This is a genomic window from Microbacterium sp. LMC-P-041 (assembly GCF_030209555.1).
Classification (GTDB): Bacteria; Actinomycetota; Actinomycetes; order Actinomycetales; family Microbacteriaceae; genus Microbacterium.
Map to the genome: position 1 here is coordinate 532,458 of NZ_JARVRV010000001.1, position 17,442 is coordinate 549,899.

Consider the following 17,442-nt stretch of genomic DNA (forward strand, 5'->3'; position numbering starts at 1 on the left):
GTGCAGACGGGGCCGGGGCTGTCACTCCCCCGAGGCGGCTTCCAGTCCGAGCAGCGTGTTCACGGCATCCGTGAGGCGCTTGTCGGCCTCGGCGAACTTGGTCAGGTCGCCTGCCTTCAATGCGGCCTCTCGGTCGGTCAGCGCCTGCTGCGCGGCTGCAAGAGCCTCGGCCTCGGCGTCGGTCGGCACCGTCGGCTCGGTCGGGACCTCACCGGTGTCCGGGTCGGGCTCGGTCGGCTCGACCTCATCGTCTCCACCGGTCGCACCGGCATCACCGCCGAAGAGGGTGTCGAGCGCGGCGGTCAGCGTGTCTTCGAACGCGACCTTGTCGCCGAAGGCCACGAGGACCTTCTGCAGACGCGGCAGCTTGGTGCCCTCCGAGGACTGCACGTACACCGGCTGCACGTAGAGCAGACCGCCACCCACGGGCAGAGTGAGGAGGTTTCCGTACAGCACCTCGGACTCGCCCTGCTGCAGCAGGTTGAGCTGCGGCACCACGGCCGTGTCCGAGTTGTAGGTGTTCTGCACCTGGCCGGGGCCTGGGACGGTCGTATCGGTGTCGATCTCGAGCATCCGAAGCTGGCCGTAGCCCTCCGCCTTCACGCCGGCCTCCGATCCGGCATCCGAGTCGACCGCGAGATAGCCCATCAGCACGTCACGGTTGCTGCCGCCCTGCGCCGAAGGAATGAAGGTCGAGAACATCGAGAAGCGCGGGGAATCCTGACCCGGCATCTGCATCGTCAGGTAGTACGGCGGCTGCAGGACCTGCTCGCTGCGCGGGTCGTTCGGTGTCTGCCAGCGGTTGTCCTGCTGCGCGAAGGAGCCGGCGGTGTCGATGTGGTAGGTGCCGAGGATGTCGCGCTGCACCTTGAACAGGTCTGTCGGGTAGCGGACGTGGCTCATCAGATCGGCCGACATGTCGCTCACCGGCTTGAGCGTCGACGGGTAGATGTTCTGCCAGGTCTGCAGCACGGGATCCTGGTCGTCCCATGCGTACAGGGTGACCGAACCGTCGTAGGCGTCGACCGTGGCCTTGACCGAGTTGCGGATGTAGTTGATCTCGTCGATCGCGAGCGTCGGCGACGGGAGGTTCGAGTCGGCGATCGCATCCGACAGGCTCACGTTCGTCGAGTAGGGGTAGGTCGAGCTCGTGGTGTATCCGTCGACGATCCAGACGATCCTGCCGTCCACGACGCTCGGGTACGGGTCGCTGTCGAGCTCGAGGTACGGGGCGACCTTCTGCACGCGCGTCTTGGGATCGCGGTCGTACAGGATCTGCGAGTCGTCGTTCACGAGGTTCGAGAACAGGATCTGCTCCGACTGGAACTTCAGCGCGTACAGCAGCTTCGTGAAGCTGCTCCCGATCTTCGGTCCGCCGTCGCCCTCGAACGTCGTCTTGGTCTCGCTGGCGCCGTCCTTGCCTCGCGGATAGTCGATCTCGACAGGATCGGTTCCGTCGGGAGAGCCGACGATCGAGTACTCCGGCGAGTTCTCGCCGAAGTACACGCGCGGCTCGAACTCCTCCTGCTGGGTGAGGAAGCCGTCGGACGGGATGCCACGCTCGAGGAAGACCGGCTCGCCGTCGGGCGTGCGCTGGTTGCCCGCTGCGACGACCAAGCCGTAGCCGTGCGTGTAGACAGCGGCGCGGTTGTTCCAGTTCGTGACGTCGACGCCGTTCATGTCGAGGTCGCGGACGGAGACGACCGTGTCCTGCATCTCCCCGCCGATCTCGTAGCGGTCGACGTCGAGCTTCTCCTGGAACTGGTAGTAGCCGCGGTACTGCTCGAGCTGTCGCACGGCGGGGCTGATCACGTTGGGGTCGACGATGCGGATCGATGCGGTGGTCTCGGCGTCTTCACGCAGCTGGCCGGCCTCGGCGTCGGTCTCGGCTTCGAACGGGGTGGTCTCGAGGTCGGCGACCCCGTACGCCTCCTTGGTGCCGTCGATGTTCCGCTGGTAGAACTCCGCCTGGTAGGCGTTCTGGTTCGGGCGGACCTGGAACGTGGTGACGGCCCACGGGAATCCGACGCCGACGACGAGCGAGGCGACGATGAGCAGCGCGGTCGCGGCGAGAGGGAACCGCCAGCGGCCGATGACGGCCGTGACGAAGAAGAGGATGGCGACGAGCGCGGCGATGATCGCGAGGATCGCGAGGCCGGGGATCGTGGCGTTGACGCCCGTGTAGGCCGGGCCGACGATGCGGTCGTCCTGTGCGACGAGGGTCTTGTAGCGGTCGAGCCACAGGCTCGCCGCCTGAACCAGAAGGTACAGACCCGCGATCACAGCGAGCTGGATGCGTGCGGGCTTCGAGATGCGCAGCTCGCCCTGACCGATGCGGACCGACCCGTAGAGGTACGACACCAGCGCGGTGACGATGAGGGTGAGCAGCAGGACCGCAGACACGAAAGCAAGCAGGATCGAGTAGAACGGCATCGCGAACATGTAGAAGCCGGTGTCGACGCCGAACTGCGGGTCGGTGGCGTCGGTCGCGACGCCGTTGGCCCAGAGCCAGACGGTCTTCCACTGGCTGGCCGCCGAGAAGCCGGCGAAGAGGCCGAAGAAGATCGGCATGCCCCACATCGCGAGGCGGCGGAGCGGCTCGATGACCTCCTGGTACCTGTCGAGCTGCGAGCTGAGCCGCACGTAGACGGGGCGCAGTCGGTACGCGAGCTGGATGGCGACGAACAGCGGCACGGCCATGCCGAGGAATCCGACGACGAACATCACCGCCGTGGCGAACCATTGGGTGGTGAGCACTCCCGCGAAGCCCACCTGGTCGAACCAGAGGAATTCGGTGTAGAGCGACGCGAAGACGAAGAAGGCGGCGATCAGCGCGGCGATGATCGCCAGCGAGATACCGAAGATTCTTCGCGAGGTTCGGGGAGTGGCCGGGTTCGGTGCAGAAGTCGAGGTCACCCTCCCATCCTAGGCACGCCTTACTGTGCTGCGGCTGTCATACCTGTCACGGGGAGGTCACGACGTCGCAGGTCGGGAGCGATCCCACGTCGCCGCCGTTCGCGATCACCTCGAGCGCGTCGAGCGATTCCTCCAGCGTCGAGGTGCTGATCACGGACAGTCCGTCCGGCACGTGGCCGGTGACCTCGTCGCAGTTCGTCGAAGGAGCGAGGAAGTACTCCGCCCCCGCATCACGGGCACCGTAGAGCTTCTGACGGATGCCGCCGATCGGCCCGACCGTCCCATCGGCCTCGATCGTGCCGGTGCCGGCGACGTTCTCGCCGCCGTTCAACTCCCCTTCGGTGAGGGTGTCGATGATGCCGAGCGCGAACATCATCCCGGCGCTGGGTCCACCGACATTGTCGAGCTGGAGCGTCACATCGATCTCGAAATCGTAGTCCGTGCGCAACGTGACACCGATCAGCCACGTCGTCACGTCACCGTCGGTCTGCTCGACGGGCGTCACCTTGACCACCTGTTCCTCGCCGGAGCGCTGCACGGTGAGCGCGACCGGCGCGCCCTCCCCATCCTGGATCGCCTGACGCAGCTGCTTCGCGGAGGTCACCGCGGCGCCGTCCACGGCGGTGATGACGTCCTCCGCCTCGAGCGCTCCCTCGGCCGGTGCATCCTCGACGACCTCCTGGACGACGACCTCGGCTCCGGTGTCGTAGCCCAGCTCGTTGAGCGCTGCCGCGGTCGCCTCGTGCTGCGAGTCCACCATGAGTGTCGCGTTGCGTTCGTCACGCTGCTCCGTCGTGACCCCCTCGGGGAACACGGAGTCGAGAGGCACCACCGCTCGTGAGGAGTCCATCCACGCGAGAGCGAGCTCGAACCAGCTCGGGGTGCGCTCACGGTTTCCGACGACCTGCACGGTCGTGAGGTCGAGAGTGCCTCCGGTCTCGAACGTCTCGGCGCCGTCGACCTGGATGAGCGGAACCTGCTCGCCGTCGGCTCCTGCCGCGGTGCCGAGGGTGTCGTAGACCGGGCCCGGGCGCTGGATCACGTAAGGCGTCGGGAGGAAGGTCAGCACGACGAGCGCGATCAACGCGACGACCAGCGCCCAGACTCCCAGTCCGAGCTTGACAGACCGGGTTCGATCCACAGGGTTCCTCCGTCGTTCGCGGGCGGCGTACAGCGATCTGCCCGCTTCGGGGTCTCGCGGCCGATCCTGTGACTAGCGTAGATGCCACGGCTTTAGGCGTGCTGAGAGGCGAGCGACATGTCAGACAACGACCCCACCCCCGAGGACTTCCAAGAGTTCCTCCGACGCATGATGTCCGGCCAGGGTGCCGGAGACATCGACCCCGAGGCGCTGCAGAACGCCTTCGCGGGCATGGATGGGATCCAGATCGACCCGGCGATGATGCAGACGATCATGTCGCAGCTGCAGGGTGCGTTCGGCGGCGATCCCTGGGAGAACGCGCTGCGGCAGGCGCTGCACATCGCCAACCGCGATGGTCTCGGCATCACCGACGGCTCGCGGACCTCGCTCGTCGACTCCTTCGCCCTCGCGGACCTCTGGCTCGGCGAGGCGACCACGATCTCCGAACTCGGCGAGTCGCCGAAGGCCATGACGCGCGGCGAATGGGTCGAAGCGACCCTGCCCGTGTGGAAGGAGATCGCCGGCCCCGTGTCGACGAGCATCGCCGATGCGCTCACCAGCGCGCTCGACACGCAGGTGCCCGAAGAGATGCGCGACGTCGTGCAGGGCGCGGGCAAGCTCATGCGCGGTCTCGGCGGCTCGGTCTTCGCGGCGCAGTTCGGCCAGGTCCTCGGCAACCTCGCACTCGAAGTGGTGTCGGGCGGAGACGTCGGCATCCCGGTGCTTCCGGCCGGCACTGCCGCTGTCATCCCCCAGAACCTGACAGCGTTCGGCGAGGGTCTCGAGATCCCCGAAGACCAGATCACCCTCTATCTCGCGACCCGCGAACTCGCATACGCCCGGCTGTATCGCCACTCGAAGTGGCTGCACCTGCACGTCATGGCGCAGATCACCGATTTCGCCCGCGGGGTCACGGTCGACGTGGATGCACTCGAGGACGTCGCAAGCCGCCTCGACCCGTCCAACCCCGAAGAGCTCCGCGCGGCCATCGAAGGCGGAGCGCTGCTTCCCACGCAGACCGACGCGCAGCGCGAGGCGCTGGCCCGACTCGAGAACCTCGTCGCGACGATCGACGGCTGGGTCGACGTCGTGACCGCGCAGGCCACCTCGCGTCTTCCCGACGGTGCCCGCATCGCCGAAGCCGCTCGCCGCCGCCGCGCGGTGGGCGGTCCCGCCGAGGACGCACTCGGCGCTCTCGTCGGACTCAAGCTGCGGCCCCGTCGTCTGCGCGAGGCATCGGCCATGTGGCAGGCGGTGACAGACGCCGTGGGCATCGCCGGGCGCGACTCCCTGTGGGACTACCCCGACCTCATGCCGACGTCGGACGACATCGACGACCCGTCGGCGCTCGTGGCGCGACTGCAGGCGAGCGCGCGGGGAGAGCAGCCGGTCGCCGATGAGTTCGACGAGGCGCTGGCGCGTCTGCTGGATGGCGACGACTTCTCGCGAGAGCAGCCGGAGACGCCCGAAGGCCAGCAGGACACCGACGGTGACGACGGCCCAGGAGGAGACCGACCCGTGTGACCGACGGGGTGGCAGAGTCTCGAGGACTTTTCCACGGATGCCCGCGACTCCCCCACCGGGAGCTCGGCTTTGCGCAGAATCGAGGGATGTCTCCTCTGACACCCAAGACCATCACTCGCCTGGACCCCGCGGTTCCGCTGCTCTGGCGGGACGGTGAGACACTGCAGATCGGCATCGAGGGGACGCTGCGCATCGCCGCCTCGGAACCGTGGGTCGAGCGTCTGATCGCGCGGATGGCCGCCGGATTCCGGCGCGGGGGCTTCGATGTCGTGGCACATGCCGCCGGCGCCCCGCGCGCAGAGGCGCGGATGCTCCTGGCGCGGCTCGAGCCGCTGCTCGTCGACGATTCTCCCGCTCCCCCGGCTGCGTGGGTGGAGAGCATCGACGTCGCCGACGCGCGATGCGAGTTCCGCATGCGCGAGGCGCTCCTCGACGAGGGCATCGCCGTCGGCGAGCGGGAGAATCCCCGCGACATCGGCATCGTGCTGGTCGAAGGTGCGGCGGCCGCGCTGCACTTCGCACGCTACCTTCGCGACGACACCTCGCACCTGCCGGTCGCGCTCGAGCGAGGACGGATCACGGTCGGACCCCTGGTGGTGCCCGGCGAATCGGCCTGCCTGACCTGCCGCGACGAGCATGAACGCGAGCGCGACGATGCCTGGCCCCGCATGCACGCCCAACTCATCGGGCGCGGCGCGGGTCCGATCAGTGCCGCGCGGATCACGGAGGCGGCGATGCTCGTCGCGCGGCTGCTCGCAGAGAGCGCGGCCCCGGGCTCGTTCGTGGAGGTCAGCGGCGAGGGGCGCCGCGACTGGCGCTCGGTGACGTTTCACGAAGAATGCCGGTGCCGCGAGCAGTCGTTCCCATCTCTGCCAGGAACCGCGACGGGGCGCGTTCCCCGCGTCCCGCTGAGCGCGACCACGACAGCGAGAGAGTACGCGCGGCCCGCGTGACGCCGACGTAAGCGAGGCGGCGCTCTTCGTCGATCGCCTCGAAGCCGGTGGCGTAGGAGATCGGAAGTGCGCCCTCCGCCCACCCCGCGAGGTAGACATGCGGCCATTCGAGACCCTTGGCGGCGTGCAACGTCGACAGAGTCACGGTGCGCATGGTGGGCTCGTGCTGGTCCTTCGCGCGCGCCATGAGCGCGTCGCTGAAGGTGCGCAGGGTCTCATCGGGTCCGGCGTCTTCGGCGAGACGCAGAATCGCCCGCCGAGCCTCCCAGCCGTCGCGCTGAGCTCCCCCGGCCGCAGGTGGCTCGTCGGAGAGACCGAGCTCGCGGAGGACCCTCTGGACCCCGGGCAGGAAACCGTGCTCGGTCGGCGCGACCGCGGCGGCCCGCAGGGCCAGGATCGCCTGTCGCACCTCGGGCATCGCGAAGAACCGGGTTCCACCCAGCACCGATGTCGCGATGCCCTCGGCGGCGAGCGCCTGCTGCAGCACCGCGGACTGCGCATGAGCCCGGTAGAGCACGGCGATCTCTGAGGGCGACGCCCCTGACTCGATCCGCGCCGCCACGGCGGCGGCGATCCCCTCTGCCTCGTCGCGCTCGGAGTCGTACGCCGTGACCGTGGGCGAATCCGCGTTGAACGTCTCTCTCGCCGGGACGAGTTCGAGGGCGCCCGGCCGCCCCTTCATCAGGGCGTTCGCCGCTTCGAGGATCGGGGCCTGCGAACGGTAGTTGGTCTCGAGACGCACGACCGTGGCATCGGGATGCCGCCGCTCGAACTCGAGGAGGAATCGCTGTTCGGCGCCGGCGAACGAGTAGATGGTCTGACTCGCGTCACCGACGACGCAGATGTCCTTGCGATCGCCCAACCAGAGTTCGAGCAGGCGGTTCTGGAGCGGAGAGACGTCCTGGTACTCGTCGACCGTGAAATGCCGATACTGCTCGTGCACGGACGCTGCGACGCGAGGTTCGGCCTCGAGCATCCCGGCGCAGGCCAGCAGCACGTCCTCGAAATCGAGTTGGCGCCGCTCGTCCTTCAGCGCCTCATAGCGCTGCTGCAGTTCGACGAACTGAGCGGAGTCGACGCCGCTCAACGTGCGGCCGAGCGACGCGTGCTGTTCGATCGACAACATCGACACCTTGCGCCATTCGATCTCCGAGGCGAGGTCGCGAAGCGTCGCGGTGCTCGGCCGCAGTCGCATCGCGTCGGCAGCCTGGCCGAGCAGCCTCACCTTGTTGTCGATGATCGACGGAGCGGGTGATCCGGCCAGTGTGGGCCAGAAGAAGTTCAGCTGGGCGAGGGCGGCGGCGTGGAATGTCCGCGCGGCCACGCCCTCGACGCCGAGCGCGCGCAGACGACCCCTGAGCTCGCCCGCCGCCTTGGCCGTGAAGGTCACCGCCATGACGCGCGACGGCGAGTATGCACCGGTGTCGACGCCATGGGCGATCCGGTGGGTGATCACTCGGGTCTTCCCGGTTCCCGCACCTGCGAGCACGGCGACAGGACCGCGCAGCACGGATGCCGCCTCCCGCTGTCGATCGTCGAGGGCTTCGAGCGCGCTCACGCGCGCTCCTCGAACCAGTCGAGAATCAGTGCGCGGGCGATGGACGCGGGTCCCGGGAGGCCGACGGGTCCGTCACCGGTGAGAGCGGACCCGATCTCGTCACGGGTGAACCAGCGGACGTCGATGATCTCCTCCCCGTCGGGCCGCAGCTCGTGCTCATCCAGAGCGACGGCACGGAAGCCGAGCATGAGCGAGCGAGGGAAGGGCCACGGCTGAGACGAGACGTAACGCAGCGAGGCCAGCCGAACGCCGGATTCCTCCTCGAGCTCACGATGCACGGTCGACTCCAACGACTCGCCCGCCTCGGTGAATCCGGCGAAGCAGGAGTACATCCGGCCGCCCCAGTTGGCGTTCGCCCCGAGCAGGAGCCGTTCGCCGTCAGAGCTCTCCACCGCGACGATGACGGCAGGGTCCGTCCGAGGGAAGTGCTCACGACCGCAGACGAGGCAGCGGCGCGACCATCCGGCCTGGCGCAGCTCCGTCCCTCCGCCGCATCGGGGGCAGAACGGTGCGTCCCGCAGCCAGCCTCCCAGCGCGAGCGCCTCGATGAGCAGCTCCGTGTCACCCGAGCCGAGACGCGCGCCGAGGTCGCGGAGTCCCAGCCACACCTCGTCGGGTGCGGTGTCGACGGTGTCGCCCTCGGGCTGCAGAACGGCGAGAAGCACGGCGGTACCGTCACCTTCGCGCCCGAGGAGCGCCCAGGTCGCATCGACGATCTCGGTGGCGGGAACCCGCAGCAGCGTGGCCGATTCGAGGTCGGCGCCCGAGATGCGCACGCGGCCGTCTCGTACGGCGATGACCCGCGTCGCCTCGTCGGCGCGCAGACGATCGAGGACTCCGGGTTCGACCCGCAGATCCGCTGCGCGATCGAGGGATGTGCTGCTGCCGGCGATCATCGTCTCCCTCTCTCACGGGCGTGGCGGAAGCTGGACCACCCCCACGTCCGCCTACCCTGGAGGCATGGGACGCTCTCCATTCACTCTAGCCGCGGCGGTGACTGCCGCACTGCCCGGCGCCGAGGTGATCGGGGCGCGCACGCTCAGCGCCGACGGTGACGGACGCTTCGACTCCGCGGTCGCCACTCTCGCAGACGGGCGCGAGCTCGCGATCCGTGTCGCCGATGACGATGAGACCTCACGCGAGCTGGCCGCCGAGGCCCTCGCGCTGCGCGCTCTGACAGCCGGCGCGCGGGCGATGCTCCCCTTCCGAGCCCCCGAATACATCGGCGAGACCCGACTCGCAGACGCACACGCGCTCGTGACGGAGCTGCTGCCCGGATTCCAGATCGAGGCGGCGATGGTGCCGGCCGGCCGTGGCGCCGCCGAATCGATGGGTGCGGCGATCGCGGCAGTGCACTCCCTGCCCACCTCGGTCGTGAGAGGCGCCGGGTTGACGACGCGGTCTGCGCAGGAGAGCCGCGACGAACTCGCTCGACTGATCGACTCCGCGGCATCGACCGGGCGCGTACCCGCGCGGCTCACCGTGCGATGGCGCGACGCCGTCGCCGATGACGATCTCTGGCGGTTCGAATCGACGGTCGTGCTGGGCGGCGTGCAGTCGACCTCCTTCATCTTCCGGGACGACCCGGATCTCGGTCCCGAGGTCACCGGACTCATCGGGTGGCATTCGCTCTCCGTCGGAGATCCGGCGATCGATCTGTCGTGGCTGTCCACCGCCCCTGATGCGGCGCACGACGTCCATGCCGCGTACGCTCGGGCCGCCGACCGCGGGCCGGACGGCGCTCTCGAGGTGCGCGCACGCCTGCTCGCCGAGCTCGAATTCGCCCGATGGCTCGTCCACGGCGACTCCTTGCACCGACCCGACATCGTCGACGACGCCGCCGCCCTTCTCGAGGCACTCGCCGAAGGATTGCACAGCGACGATCTCGGCGTGATCGCGTCGCGCAACGAGGGCGTCGAGTCCGCCCTGGACGCGCTCGACAGAGTGCCGGCACGCGCCTCGGCGGGGGCCGACACGTCGATGCAGACCGACGCGTACAACCCGAACGAGCTGTGGCGCGACGACGACGCCGACGGTCCTGATGGCGATGCCGACGATCAGGCGACGAGCGATCTCAGCGACGCCGCCGCGGACGCCGCTCGTCGTCTCGAGGTCGGTGGTCTCGAGACGGAAGATCTTTCAGGCGTGCGCAGGCACACCGCGCAGGAGCCCACCGCGGAGCGACGCCCGGTCGATGACCCGGCGCGGACTGAGCGAGCGGACGGCTCAGACGAGGGATCGCCGGAGGACGAGGCTCAGCGGGCTGCCCGAGCAGCGCTCCAGCGCTGGAAGAGCTCCGACTCGGAGTAGACGCGGTCACCGCGGATGACGAGGTCGTCCGCGACGTAGTACAGCGCCACGTCGATCTCCTCCAGGGGCACTCCGAAACGACGGTGGTAGGCGAGACGGTAGAGCGCGAGCTGCAGCATCCGCTCCTCCCGTTCCCGAGGTGTGCGTGGGGCCTTGCCCGTCTTCCAGTCGACGATCTCGATGCGCCCGCCGCGATCCTCGCGTCGATAGACCGCGTCGAGTTTGCAGATGACGATATGGCGTTCGTCACCCGGCACAGCGCCACCCAGCGCGAAGTCGATCTCGATCTCGACCGCGATGGGCTTGAGCGCTCCCCACTCGCTGGCCTCGAAGATCGACTGCAGGGTCTCGAGGTCGGCGGCGTCGGCGGACGAGACCTCCGCTCCGCCGACGGTCTCGACGAACGAGAGATCATCCTCGTCGACCTCCCACAGCGCCTCGTCGACGCGCTGACCGACGCCGACGAGTTCGCTCCGCCGCTCGACCCATGCGTGGAACAGCGTGCCCAGCCGGGTCTGCCGATACGGCCGCTCAGGCATCGGACGGACGATGGAAGACACGGTGCCGGTGAAATCGGTGACGTAGTCCTTGAAGCGGGAGGCCGGCACCCGGGTGGGCGGTGATGCGTCGGTGCCACGCAATCGGGCGGCGCGCTCGGCGAGCAGACGCGCCAGTTCGGGAGCGGCCTCCGGCTCCCCGTCGGCTGCCGCGCGCACGGCGGCGGCGGCTGCCTCGACGACCCCACGCCGAGCGCCGAGCGGGTCGAGAGGCCAGGTGAGCGTTGCGCCGGGGCCGTCGTAGGGGTTCTCGTCCGGATCCACGGGCTCGATCGGAGCGATTCCGAGAATCTCCATCGCCTCGGTCAGATAGGGGCTCGGGTTCTTCGGCTGCTTCTGCCCCGCCCAGTGGGCCCCGGTCAGAAGCAGATGACTGCGCGCCCTGGTGACGGCGACGTAGGCGAGTCGACGCTCCTCCTCCTGCTGATACTCGCGGTAGGCGTCCTTGAAGACCGTGATCGCGCCCGGCGCTGTCTTGCTCCTGCTGGTCAGCGATGCGATACCTGCCTTCAGCCGCTTCGCCGCATCGAGCTCTTCGTCCGAGGGCGCTATCCAACTGAAGGTCGGCAGGGCCGCGCTGTCGCCTCGCAGAGCGAACGGCAGCACTCCGAAGCCGAACCATCCTGAGGTGTCCGTCGGGCGCGACGGCAGTTCGCCCTCGACCATACGGACGACGGCGACCGCATCCCACTCCAGCCCCTTGGATCCGTGGATCGTCAGAAGCTGGACGACCCCGGGTTCGGGCGGCTCGGGCCGCGGCACCAGCTCGTCCGTGCTCTCGGCCTTCTCCAACCAGGCGAGGAGACTCGAGATGGTCCCCCGTTCGTCTGCGGCGAGGAACGACCGGACCTCGTCGGTGAACGCGCGCAGCTGCGTCGCCGCGATACGCGCCGGCCCTCTGGTCTCGTTCGCGGCGAGCTCGATGTCCAGACGCAGCTCGAGCTCGATCAGCCTCAGCAGATCGGGAAGCGGAAGCGACGACGCCCGTCGGAGGCGTTCGAGCATCTCGCCCGCGGCACGGATGCGAGAACGCCCGTCCGGCGTGATCCCGGCGAGAAGGCGGTAGTCGTCGCTGAGACCGCGGAGCACGTCGACGGCGTCGATGATCGACAGCGCCTCGTCGGCCCCCCGTGACGCGCGGATGCGTTTGCGGAGCTCGTCGTCCAGCGGCAGCAGCCCGCTGTCCCGACGGGAGAGCTCCGCCGCGAGCTGCTGCAACGCCGCCATGTCGGCGACACCGACGGAGAATCGAGGACCGACGAGGAGCCTGATCAACGCAGAGCCCGCCGTCGGATCGTGCAGCACGCGCAGCGTCGACACGACATCGACGACCTCGGGGGTCGCCAGGAGTCCCCCGAGCCCCAGGATGCGGTGCGGAATCCCTTCTGCGGCAAGGGCCGCCGCGAACGTCTGCATGTGCCGCTTCGACCGGAACAGCACCGCTCCGGTATGCGGCTTCGCGAGGTCGTCGTGCTCCGCGCGACGCGCCGCGAACCATTCGGCGACCGCGCGAGCCTCGTCATCGACGGTGAGCGGGAAGCTCATCTCGACCGCTCCGGGGCCGGCGCCGGGACGAGACTCGAGCGGTGGCACATCCAATCCGGGCCTGCGCAGCGGACCGAGGATGCGATTGGCGACACCGAGGATGCTCCGGTCGTTGCGCCAGCTCGTCATCAGACTGTAGTTGCCGACGCTCTCGTGTTCGGAGAAGGTGCGCGCGAAGGCATGCAGATTGTCCGCGCTGGCGCCTCGCCATCCGTAGATCGACTGGTGCGGATCCCCGACCGCCATCACCGCGGTGTCGCGGAAGAGTCGGGCGAGGAACTGCGTCTGGATCACCGAGGTGTCCTGGTATTCGTCCAGCAGCACCACCTGATGCTGCTGCCGCAGGTCCTCGCGCACGTCGGGAGACGACTCCACGATGTCGTAGGCGCCGCTGACCTGGTCGGCGAAGTCCAGCACTCCGCGGCGCTCCTTCTCGGCGATGTAATCGCGCACCAGGACGGACAGAGCGGGAAGAGCGCGCAGGTTCGCAGCCGCGGTCGCGACCTCCGCGTTGCTGAGGTACGGCTCGAACGCCTCGGCCTGGCGCAGCGCGATGCGATCGGCGCGGTCGAGATCGACCCGGTGATCGAGCGAGTCGCCGGCCAATCTCTGAACCGCGTCGACCACCCCCGCCACCGACCGGTCGATCTCCTCCAGCGCCGGCAGGTCGGCGCGCAGCACCACGTCGCGCACGAGCATCCAGGATGCGGCCTGGCTGAGCATGGCGACGTCGGAGTCGCGGCCGATGCGCGCCGCGTGCTCGCGCACGATGCCATCCGCGAACGCGTTGTATGTCGAGACCTTCGGACGGATCAACAGATCCTCGGCCGAACGGGGGGTCGAGACCGCCCCGGTGCCGAAACGTGCGGCGAGCTCGTCGAGCACCTGCGATCGGACGACCTCGCGCTGTCTGGCGTTCGCGGCTCTCGACACCCGATCGAGGGCACCGCTCGCCACGATCTCGGGCAGGTGCGGCAGCAGTCCTCGTCTCCCGTATTCGTCGATGAGCGCCAGACGGACGCCGATGCGTTCCGCGAGCTCACCCGCGGCCTTCCGCGTGAAGGTCAGGCCGAGGATCTGATCGCGTCGCACATGCCCGTTCGCGACCAGCCAGACGACGCGGCCGGCCATCGTCTCGGTCTTTCCGCTGCCCGCGCCCGCGACCACCAAAGCCGGCGCCGGTGGCGACTCGATCACCCGCTGCTGAGCCTCCGTCGGTGCGGGGAGACCGAGCGCGGCGGCGACGTCCAGAGCAGAGATCCCGTTCCCCGCTCCCGTCCACGCCGTCACGCGCTCACCGCGGCGACGGTGTGGATGCGGCACGGCTGGACTCGCCATTGCGTATCCGCGCAGTGAGCCTCGACATGGGCCGTGAAGCTCGCCGCCGACATCCCTCGGGCGGCTTCCGCGATCCGCCCGAGGAACTGGACACGCTCTTCACCGGCGAGGGTGTGCTGGTGCGCGACGCGGAAATCGCTGCCGGCCAGGGTCTTGGCGACCAGGACGAGGCGCGCGCCGGCGAGGGCCGCAGGATCCGCTCCCGCCACGAGTCCTTCCTGCACCGCCACCTGGTATGCGGCGAGCTGGGCGTGGTCCGCCACCTTCTGCTCGCTCTCCGGCTCGTACTTGCCGGTCTTCAAGTCCACGACCACGACGCGCTCCCCGCTCTGCGCATCGGCCATGCGCGTCCACTTCTGTCCCCGCGCCTTCGCATGCTCTCCACCACCCGCGGTGTACGCCTCGACCCGGTCGATGAAGCCGTGCACGATCGCATGGTGCGGATGGGGGTCGCCGTCGACGCTCGCCGCACGCACGCCCGGCGCGATGCCCTCCTGCTCGGGCACCTCGACCGCGAACCGGAACTCCACCTCGCCGGCGATCACTCGACCGCCTTCGTCCGACACGTCCGACAGGTAGCTGTGCAGTCGATCGATGTACAGATCGGCGCGGCGCCTCTCCTTGCGACCTATCCAGGCCGTCTCGAAATCGAGCTCCGGCCAATGCTCGGCCAGGACGTCACGCAGACGGTCCAGTTCGCCGTCGGGCACCTGCTCCATCGCCTCGTGGATGATCGTGCCGATTCCGGCCGACGGCGGCATCACGGTGTCGCCGCCCAGGGCGGACACCGCCCAGTTCAGCTCGCACTCCTCGAAGGACTCCATCCGCGACGGCGAGACCCTGGCGGCGTCGACGGCGAGGTCGTGCAGCGGTGCATCGGTCGTCGGCGGCGTCACTCCGTACCACTCGTCCGGATCGGCACCCGGCACTCCCTCCCGCGCGAGCACCGCCAGCTGGGCGGAGGCGTGGTCTCGGGCGGCACGGACGCTCGAGGTCGTCAGTACCCGACGATGACGCGCGACGAGACCGCGCAGCGTGAGCGGGTGCTCGGCCGAGGCATGCAGCTCGGGCAGGTCGGGCGGCGGGAGGAAGCCGAAGAACGCACTGGGTGTCATGTCGTCGTCATCGACCGCGGTGATGAGGAGTCTGCTCCGCGAACGAGAGATGGCGCGGACGAACAGCCGCAGCTCATCGTGCAGAGCGGCGCGGCGCCTGTCGAGTGCCTCGGGCGGGTGCTCGGCGGTTCCGGTGCGGGATGCGAGCAGTGCGTCGGCGAGACGCCAGGACTGGAGCATCCCGCCGCGCAGCCGCACATTCGGCCAGATTCCGTCCTGCACTCCGGCCACCACGACCGCGTCGAACTCCGTTCCGAGTGCGGTCGCCGGTGTGAGCAGGGTCACACGGCCCGGCCGGTCGGGACTCGAGAGGGAGTCTTCGGGCACCTCGCTGTCGAGGATGTCGCGCACGAAGACCTCCGGCTTCTCGTTCGGGGTGCGCTCGACGAATCGCTTGGCCGCACCGAACAGGGAGACGAGCGCATCGAGGGCTCGCGCCGTCTCCGCGCCGCTGGTCTGCAACGACATCTCACGCCAGGCGATCTGGAGCTTGCGCCCGTCGACCGCTCTGGCCTGGTCCCAGACCCGCCACAGGAGATCGTGGACCGTCTCGCCGTCGGCAGCCGCGGCGGCCACATCTGCGATCGTCGCGGCGAAGCGCGCGGCCAGGCGCGATTCCTGGGCGTCGATGAGCGTGAAGTGGTCGGGCGATGCCAGCGCCTGGCGCAGCAGTTCCCGTGCGGGCGTCGAGCCCCCCAGGTCGAGCTCGATATGGCGCAGACGAGCGCGAAGGCGTCGGAGCCCGATCGCATCCATGCCTCCGAAGGGAGTGCGGAGCGCCTCCTCCCAGTCCTGGGGAGTCCGCTCCTCGGCCGGCGTGAGGGCCAGGCGCACGATGCCGACGATGTCGCGCACGATCGGCTCGGAGCCGAGAGGACGTTGCACGCCCGCGGCTCTCGTCGGGATCTCCCGCGCGGCGAGCTCTGCGTCGAGCTGCGTGACCTGCCTGGTGTCGTGTGCGATGACCGCGATGCGATCCCACGGGACGTCATCCACGAGATGCCATTCGCGCATGACACCCGCGATGCGGTCGAGCTCTTCATGCGGTGACGGGGCGATGAAGGTGCTCACGTCGCCGGGGGCGCCCGGGCTGTGCGCGGCGACGGGCTCGGGCGCGCGCCTGTGGTCGACGCGACCCGACACGCCGATCGCCTGCGTGACGGTGCGGGTCAGCGCGGTGAGCGCCGGCGCCTGACGATGAGGGACATCGAGCACGTGGACCTCGCCCAGCGCCGTGGCGAGCTGCGCGAACAACTCGGGGCTCGCGCCGCGGAAAGCTCCGGAGGAGATGTCAGGATCGCCGAAGGCGAGCACTGCCGTGCCTCGCGCACGGAGCGCCTCGACCACCGCGATGCCACCGCGCGTCAGCTCCTGCGCGTCGTCGATGAGCACCACCCTGAGGTCGGCGAGAGGGCCGAGGGCACTCGGCTCGGCGGTGCGCAGGATCGTGCACGCCTCGGCGAGCAGGTCTGCCGCGTCGCGGTGGGATGCCCGTGCCAGGTCGAGCACGGCGCGGTATTCGACGAGGAACTCGGCGACGGACGACCAGGCGGGGACATCGGACGTGCGCAGCTCGTCGGGCTGCGCCCCCAGTTCGACGCATTCCGCGAGGAAGGCACGGAGCTCGGAGCGGAACCCCTTGGAGGCGCGTACGGCGGGGCTCAGCGCCTGCGGCCAGTCGATGCGCTCGTCCTCCGCATCGCCGGCGAGGAGCTCGGCGATCAGGCGGTCCTGGTCTGCGCCGGTCAGCAGAGCCGGTGGCTCCGCCCCTTCGCGGACCATCGCTCCGCGCACCACCTGGAATGCGAACGACCCGAGCGACCTGGCCAGCGGCCCGGGAGTGGCCTGACCGATCCTGACCCCGATGCGGTCCCGCAGCGCGGTCGCCGCCTGCCTGCTGGGAGTGAGGACGAGGACCTGCTCCGGACGCATCCCCGCTGTGTCGAGCAGATGGACGACGCGCTCGGTGAGAGTGCGGGTCTTGCCCGTGCCGGGCGCCCCGATGATGACGCCGGATGCCGAGGCGTCTGCACCGATCACGGCGTTCTGCGCGGCATCCTCTGTCATGTCCTCCACGCTACTGCGGCGCGCCGACATCGCCGGGCGTCGGCGTCTCGCGACGGTGTGCGCTCAGGGCGAAACCGGCCCGATCCGCGGATCCCGTCACCTCGCCGCCCGGTAGAGTTGGGCTCAGTCGTCGACCTCCGAGGTCGACTCGACCACAGCATCGTCGACTGGAAAACAGGAGTACGCGTGGAAATCCGCATCGGCATCATCAACACCGGCCGCGAGCTCAGCTTCGAGACCGCATCGAGCGCGGACGAGGTCCGCACGCAGGTCTCCTCGGCTCTCGAGCAGAACACTTCTCACCTGAGCTTCGCCGATGTCAAGGGCAACTCCTACCTGGTTCCGACCGCGAACCTCGCGTACATCGAGCTCGGCACCGAGGAGTCTCGTCGCGTCGGCTTCTTCGCCTGACCCCACG

Annotated in this window: 9 protein-coding genes; 3 read left to right on the forward strand and 6 right to left on the reverse strand. The window is 69.2% G+C overall.

All coding sequences use genetic code 11. The annotated features are described in order from the left end of the window. Positions 1-21: 21 nt before the first annotated feature. A complete protein-coding gene (locus QRN21_RS02590) occupies positions 22-2,916 on the reverse strand; it encodes a UPF0182 family membrane protein (protein ID WP_053095604.1) in 2,895 nt (964 codons plus the stop codon). Positions 2,917-2,962: 46 nt separating this feature from the next. After that, positions 2,963-4,057, reverse strand: a complete 1,095-nt coding sequence (locus QRN21_RS02595) for a YlbL family protein (protein WP_285363064.1) — start codon at positions 4,055-4,057, stop codon at positions 2,963-2,965. 117 nt (positions 4,058-4,174) lie between these two features. Between QRN21_RS02595 and QRN21_RS02600 the strand changes: the two genes are divergently transcribed. Beyond that, complete coding sequence (locus tag QRN21_RS02600) at positions 4,175-5,581, forward strand: zinc-dependent metalloprotease (RefSeq protein ID WP_285363065.1); 1,407 nt, start codon at positions 4,175-4,177, stop codon at positions 5,579-5,581. A gap of 789 nt (positions 5,582-6,370) precedes the next feature. Here QRN21_RS02600 and QRN21_RS02605 read toward each other — a convergent pair. Both QRN21_RS02605 and nudC read right to left on the reverse strand, forming a co-directional pair. Next, positions 6,371-8,092: an ATP-dependent helicase gene (locus QRN21_RS02605; protein WP_053095601.1), complete on the reverse strand. Its 1,722-nt coding sequence runs from the start codon at positions 8,090-8,092 to the stop codon at positions 6,371-6,373. Further along, positions 8,089-8,988, reverse strand: coding sequence for an NAD(+) diphosphatase (nudC, locus tag QRN21_RS02610; protein ID WP_285363066.1), 900 nt, complete (start codon positions 8,986-8,988; stop codon positions 8,089-8,091). The genes QRN21_RS02605 and nudC overlap by 4 nt, the downstream gene beginning before the upstream one ends. 64 nt (positions 8,989-9,052) lie before the next feature. Between nudC and QRN21_RS02615 the strand changes: the two genes are divergently transcribed. Beyond that, on the forward strand, positions 9,053-10,402 hold the full coding sequence (locus QRN21_RS02615) for a phosphotransferase (RefSeq protein WP_285363067.1): 1,350 nt from the start codon (positions 9,053-9,055) through the stop codon (positions 10,400-10,402). On the opposite strand, the gene QRN21_RS02620 is transcribed toward QRN21_RS02615, so the two are convergent. Together QRN21_RS02620 and QRN21_RS02625 are read right to left on the reverse strand one after the other, a co-directional pair. Then, entirely contained in the window at positions 10,348-13,842 is a 3,495-nt protein-coding gene (locus tag QRN21_RS02620) for an ATP-dependent helicase (protein ID WP_285363068.1), read from the reverse strand. The genes QRN21_RS02615 and QRN21_RS02620 overlap by 55 nt on opposite strands. After that, complete coding sequence (locus QRN21_RS02625; protein ID WP_285363069.1) at positions 13,791-17,024, reverse strand: ATP-dependent helicase; 3,234 nt, start codon at positions 17,022-17,024, stop codon at positions 13,791-13,793. The genes QRN21_RS02620 and QRN21_RS02625 overlap by 52 nt, the downstream gene beginning before the upstream one ends. A 186-nt stretch (positions 17,025-17,210) precedes the next feature. Here QRN21_RS02625 and QRN21_RS02630 point away from each other — a divergent pair, with 186 nt between their 5' ends. Next, entirely contained in the window at positions 17,211-17,435 is a 225-nt protein-coding gene (locus tag QRN21_RS02630) for a DUF3107 domain-containing protein (protein WP_053095596.1), read from the forward strand. Positions 17,436-17,442: the final 7 nt, after the last annotated feature.

Excerpts from the sequence above, each read along its gene's own strand:
- QRN21_RS02600 (WP_285363065.1), top strand. The coding sequence starts at position 4,175 with ATGTCAGACAACGACCCCACCCCCGAGGACTTCCAAGAGTTCCTCCGA.
- nudC (WP_285363066.1), bottom strand. The coding sequence starts at position 8,988 with ATGATCGCCGGCAGCAGCACATCCCTCGATCGCGCAGCGGATCTGCGG.
- QRN21_RS02615 (WP_285363067.1), top strand. The coding sequence starts at position 9,053 with ATGGGACGCTCTCCATTCACTCTAGCCGCGGCGGTGACTGCCGCACTG.
- QRN21_RS02620 (WP_285363068.1), bottom strand. The coding sequence starts at position 13,842 with ATGGCGAGTCCAGCCGTGCCGCATCCACACCGTCGCCGCGGTGAGCGC.
- QRN21_RS02625 (WP_285363069.1), bottom strand. The coding sequence starts at position 17,024 with ATGACAGAGGATGCCGCGCAGAACGCCGTGATCGGTGCAGACGCCTCG.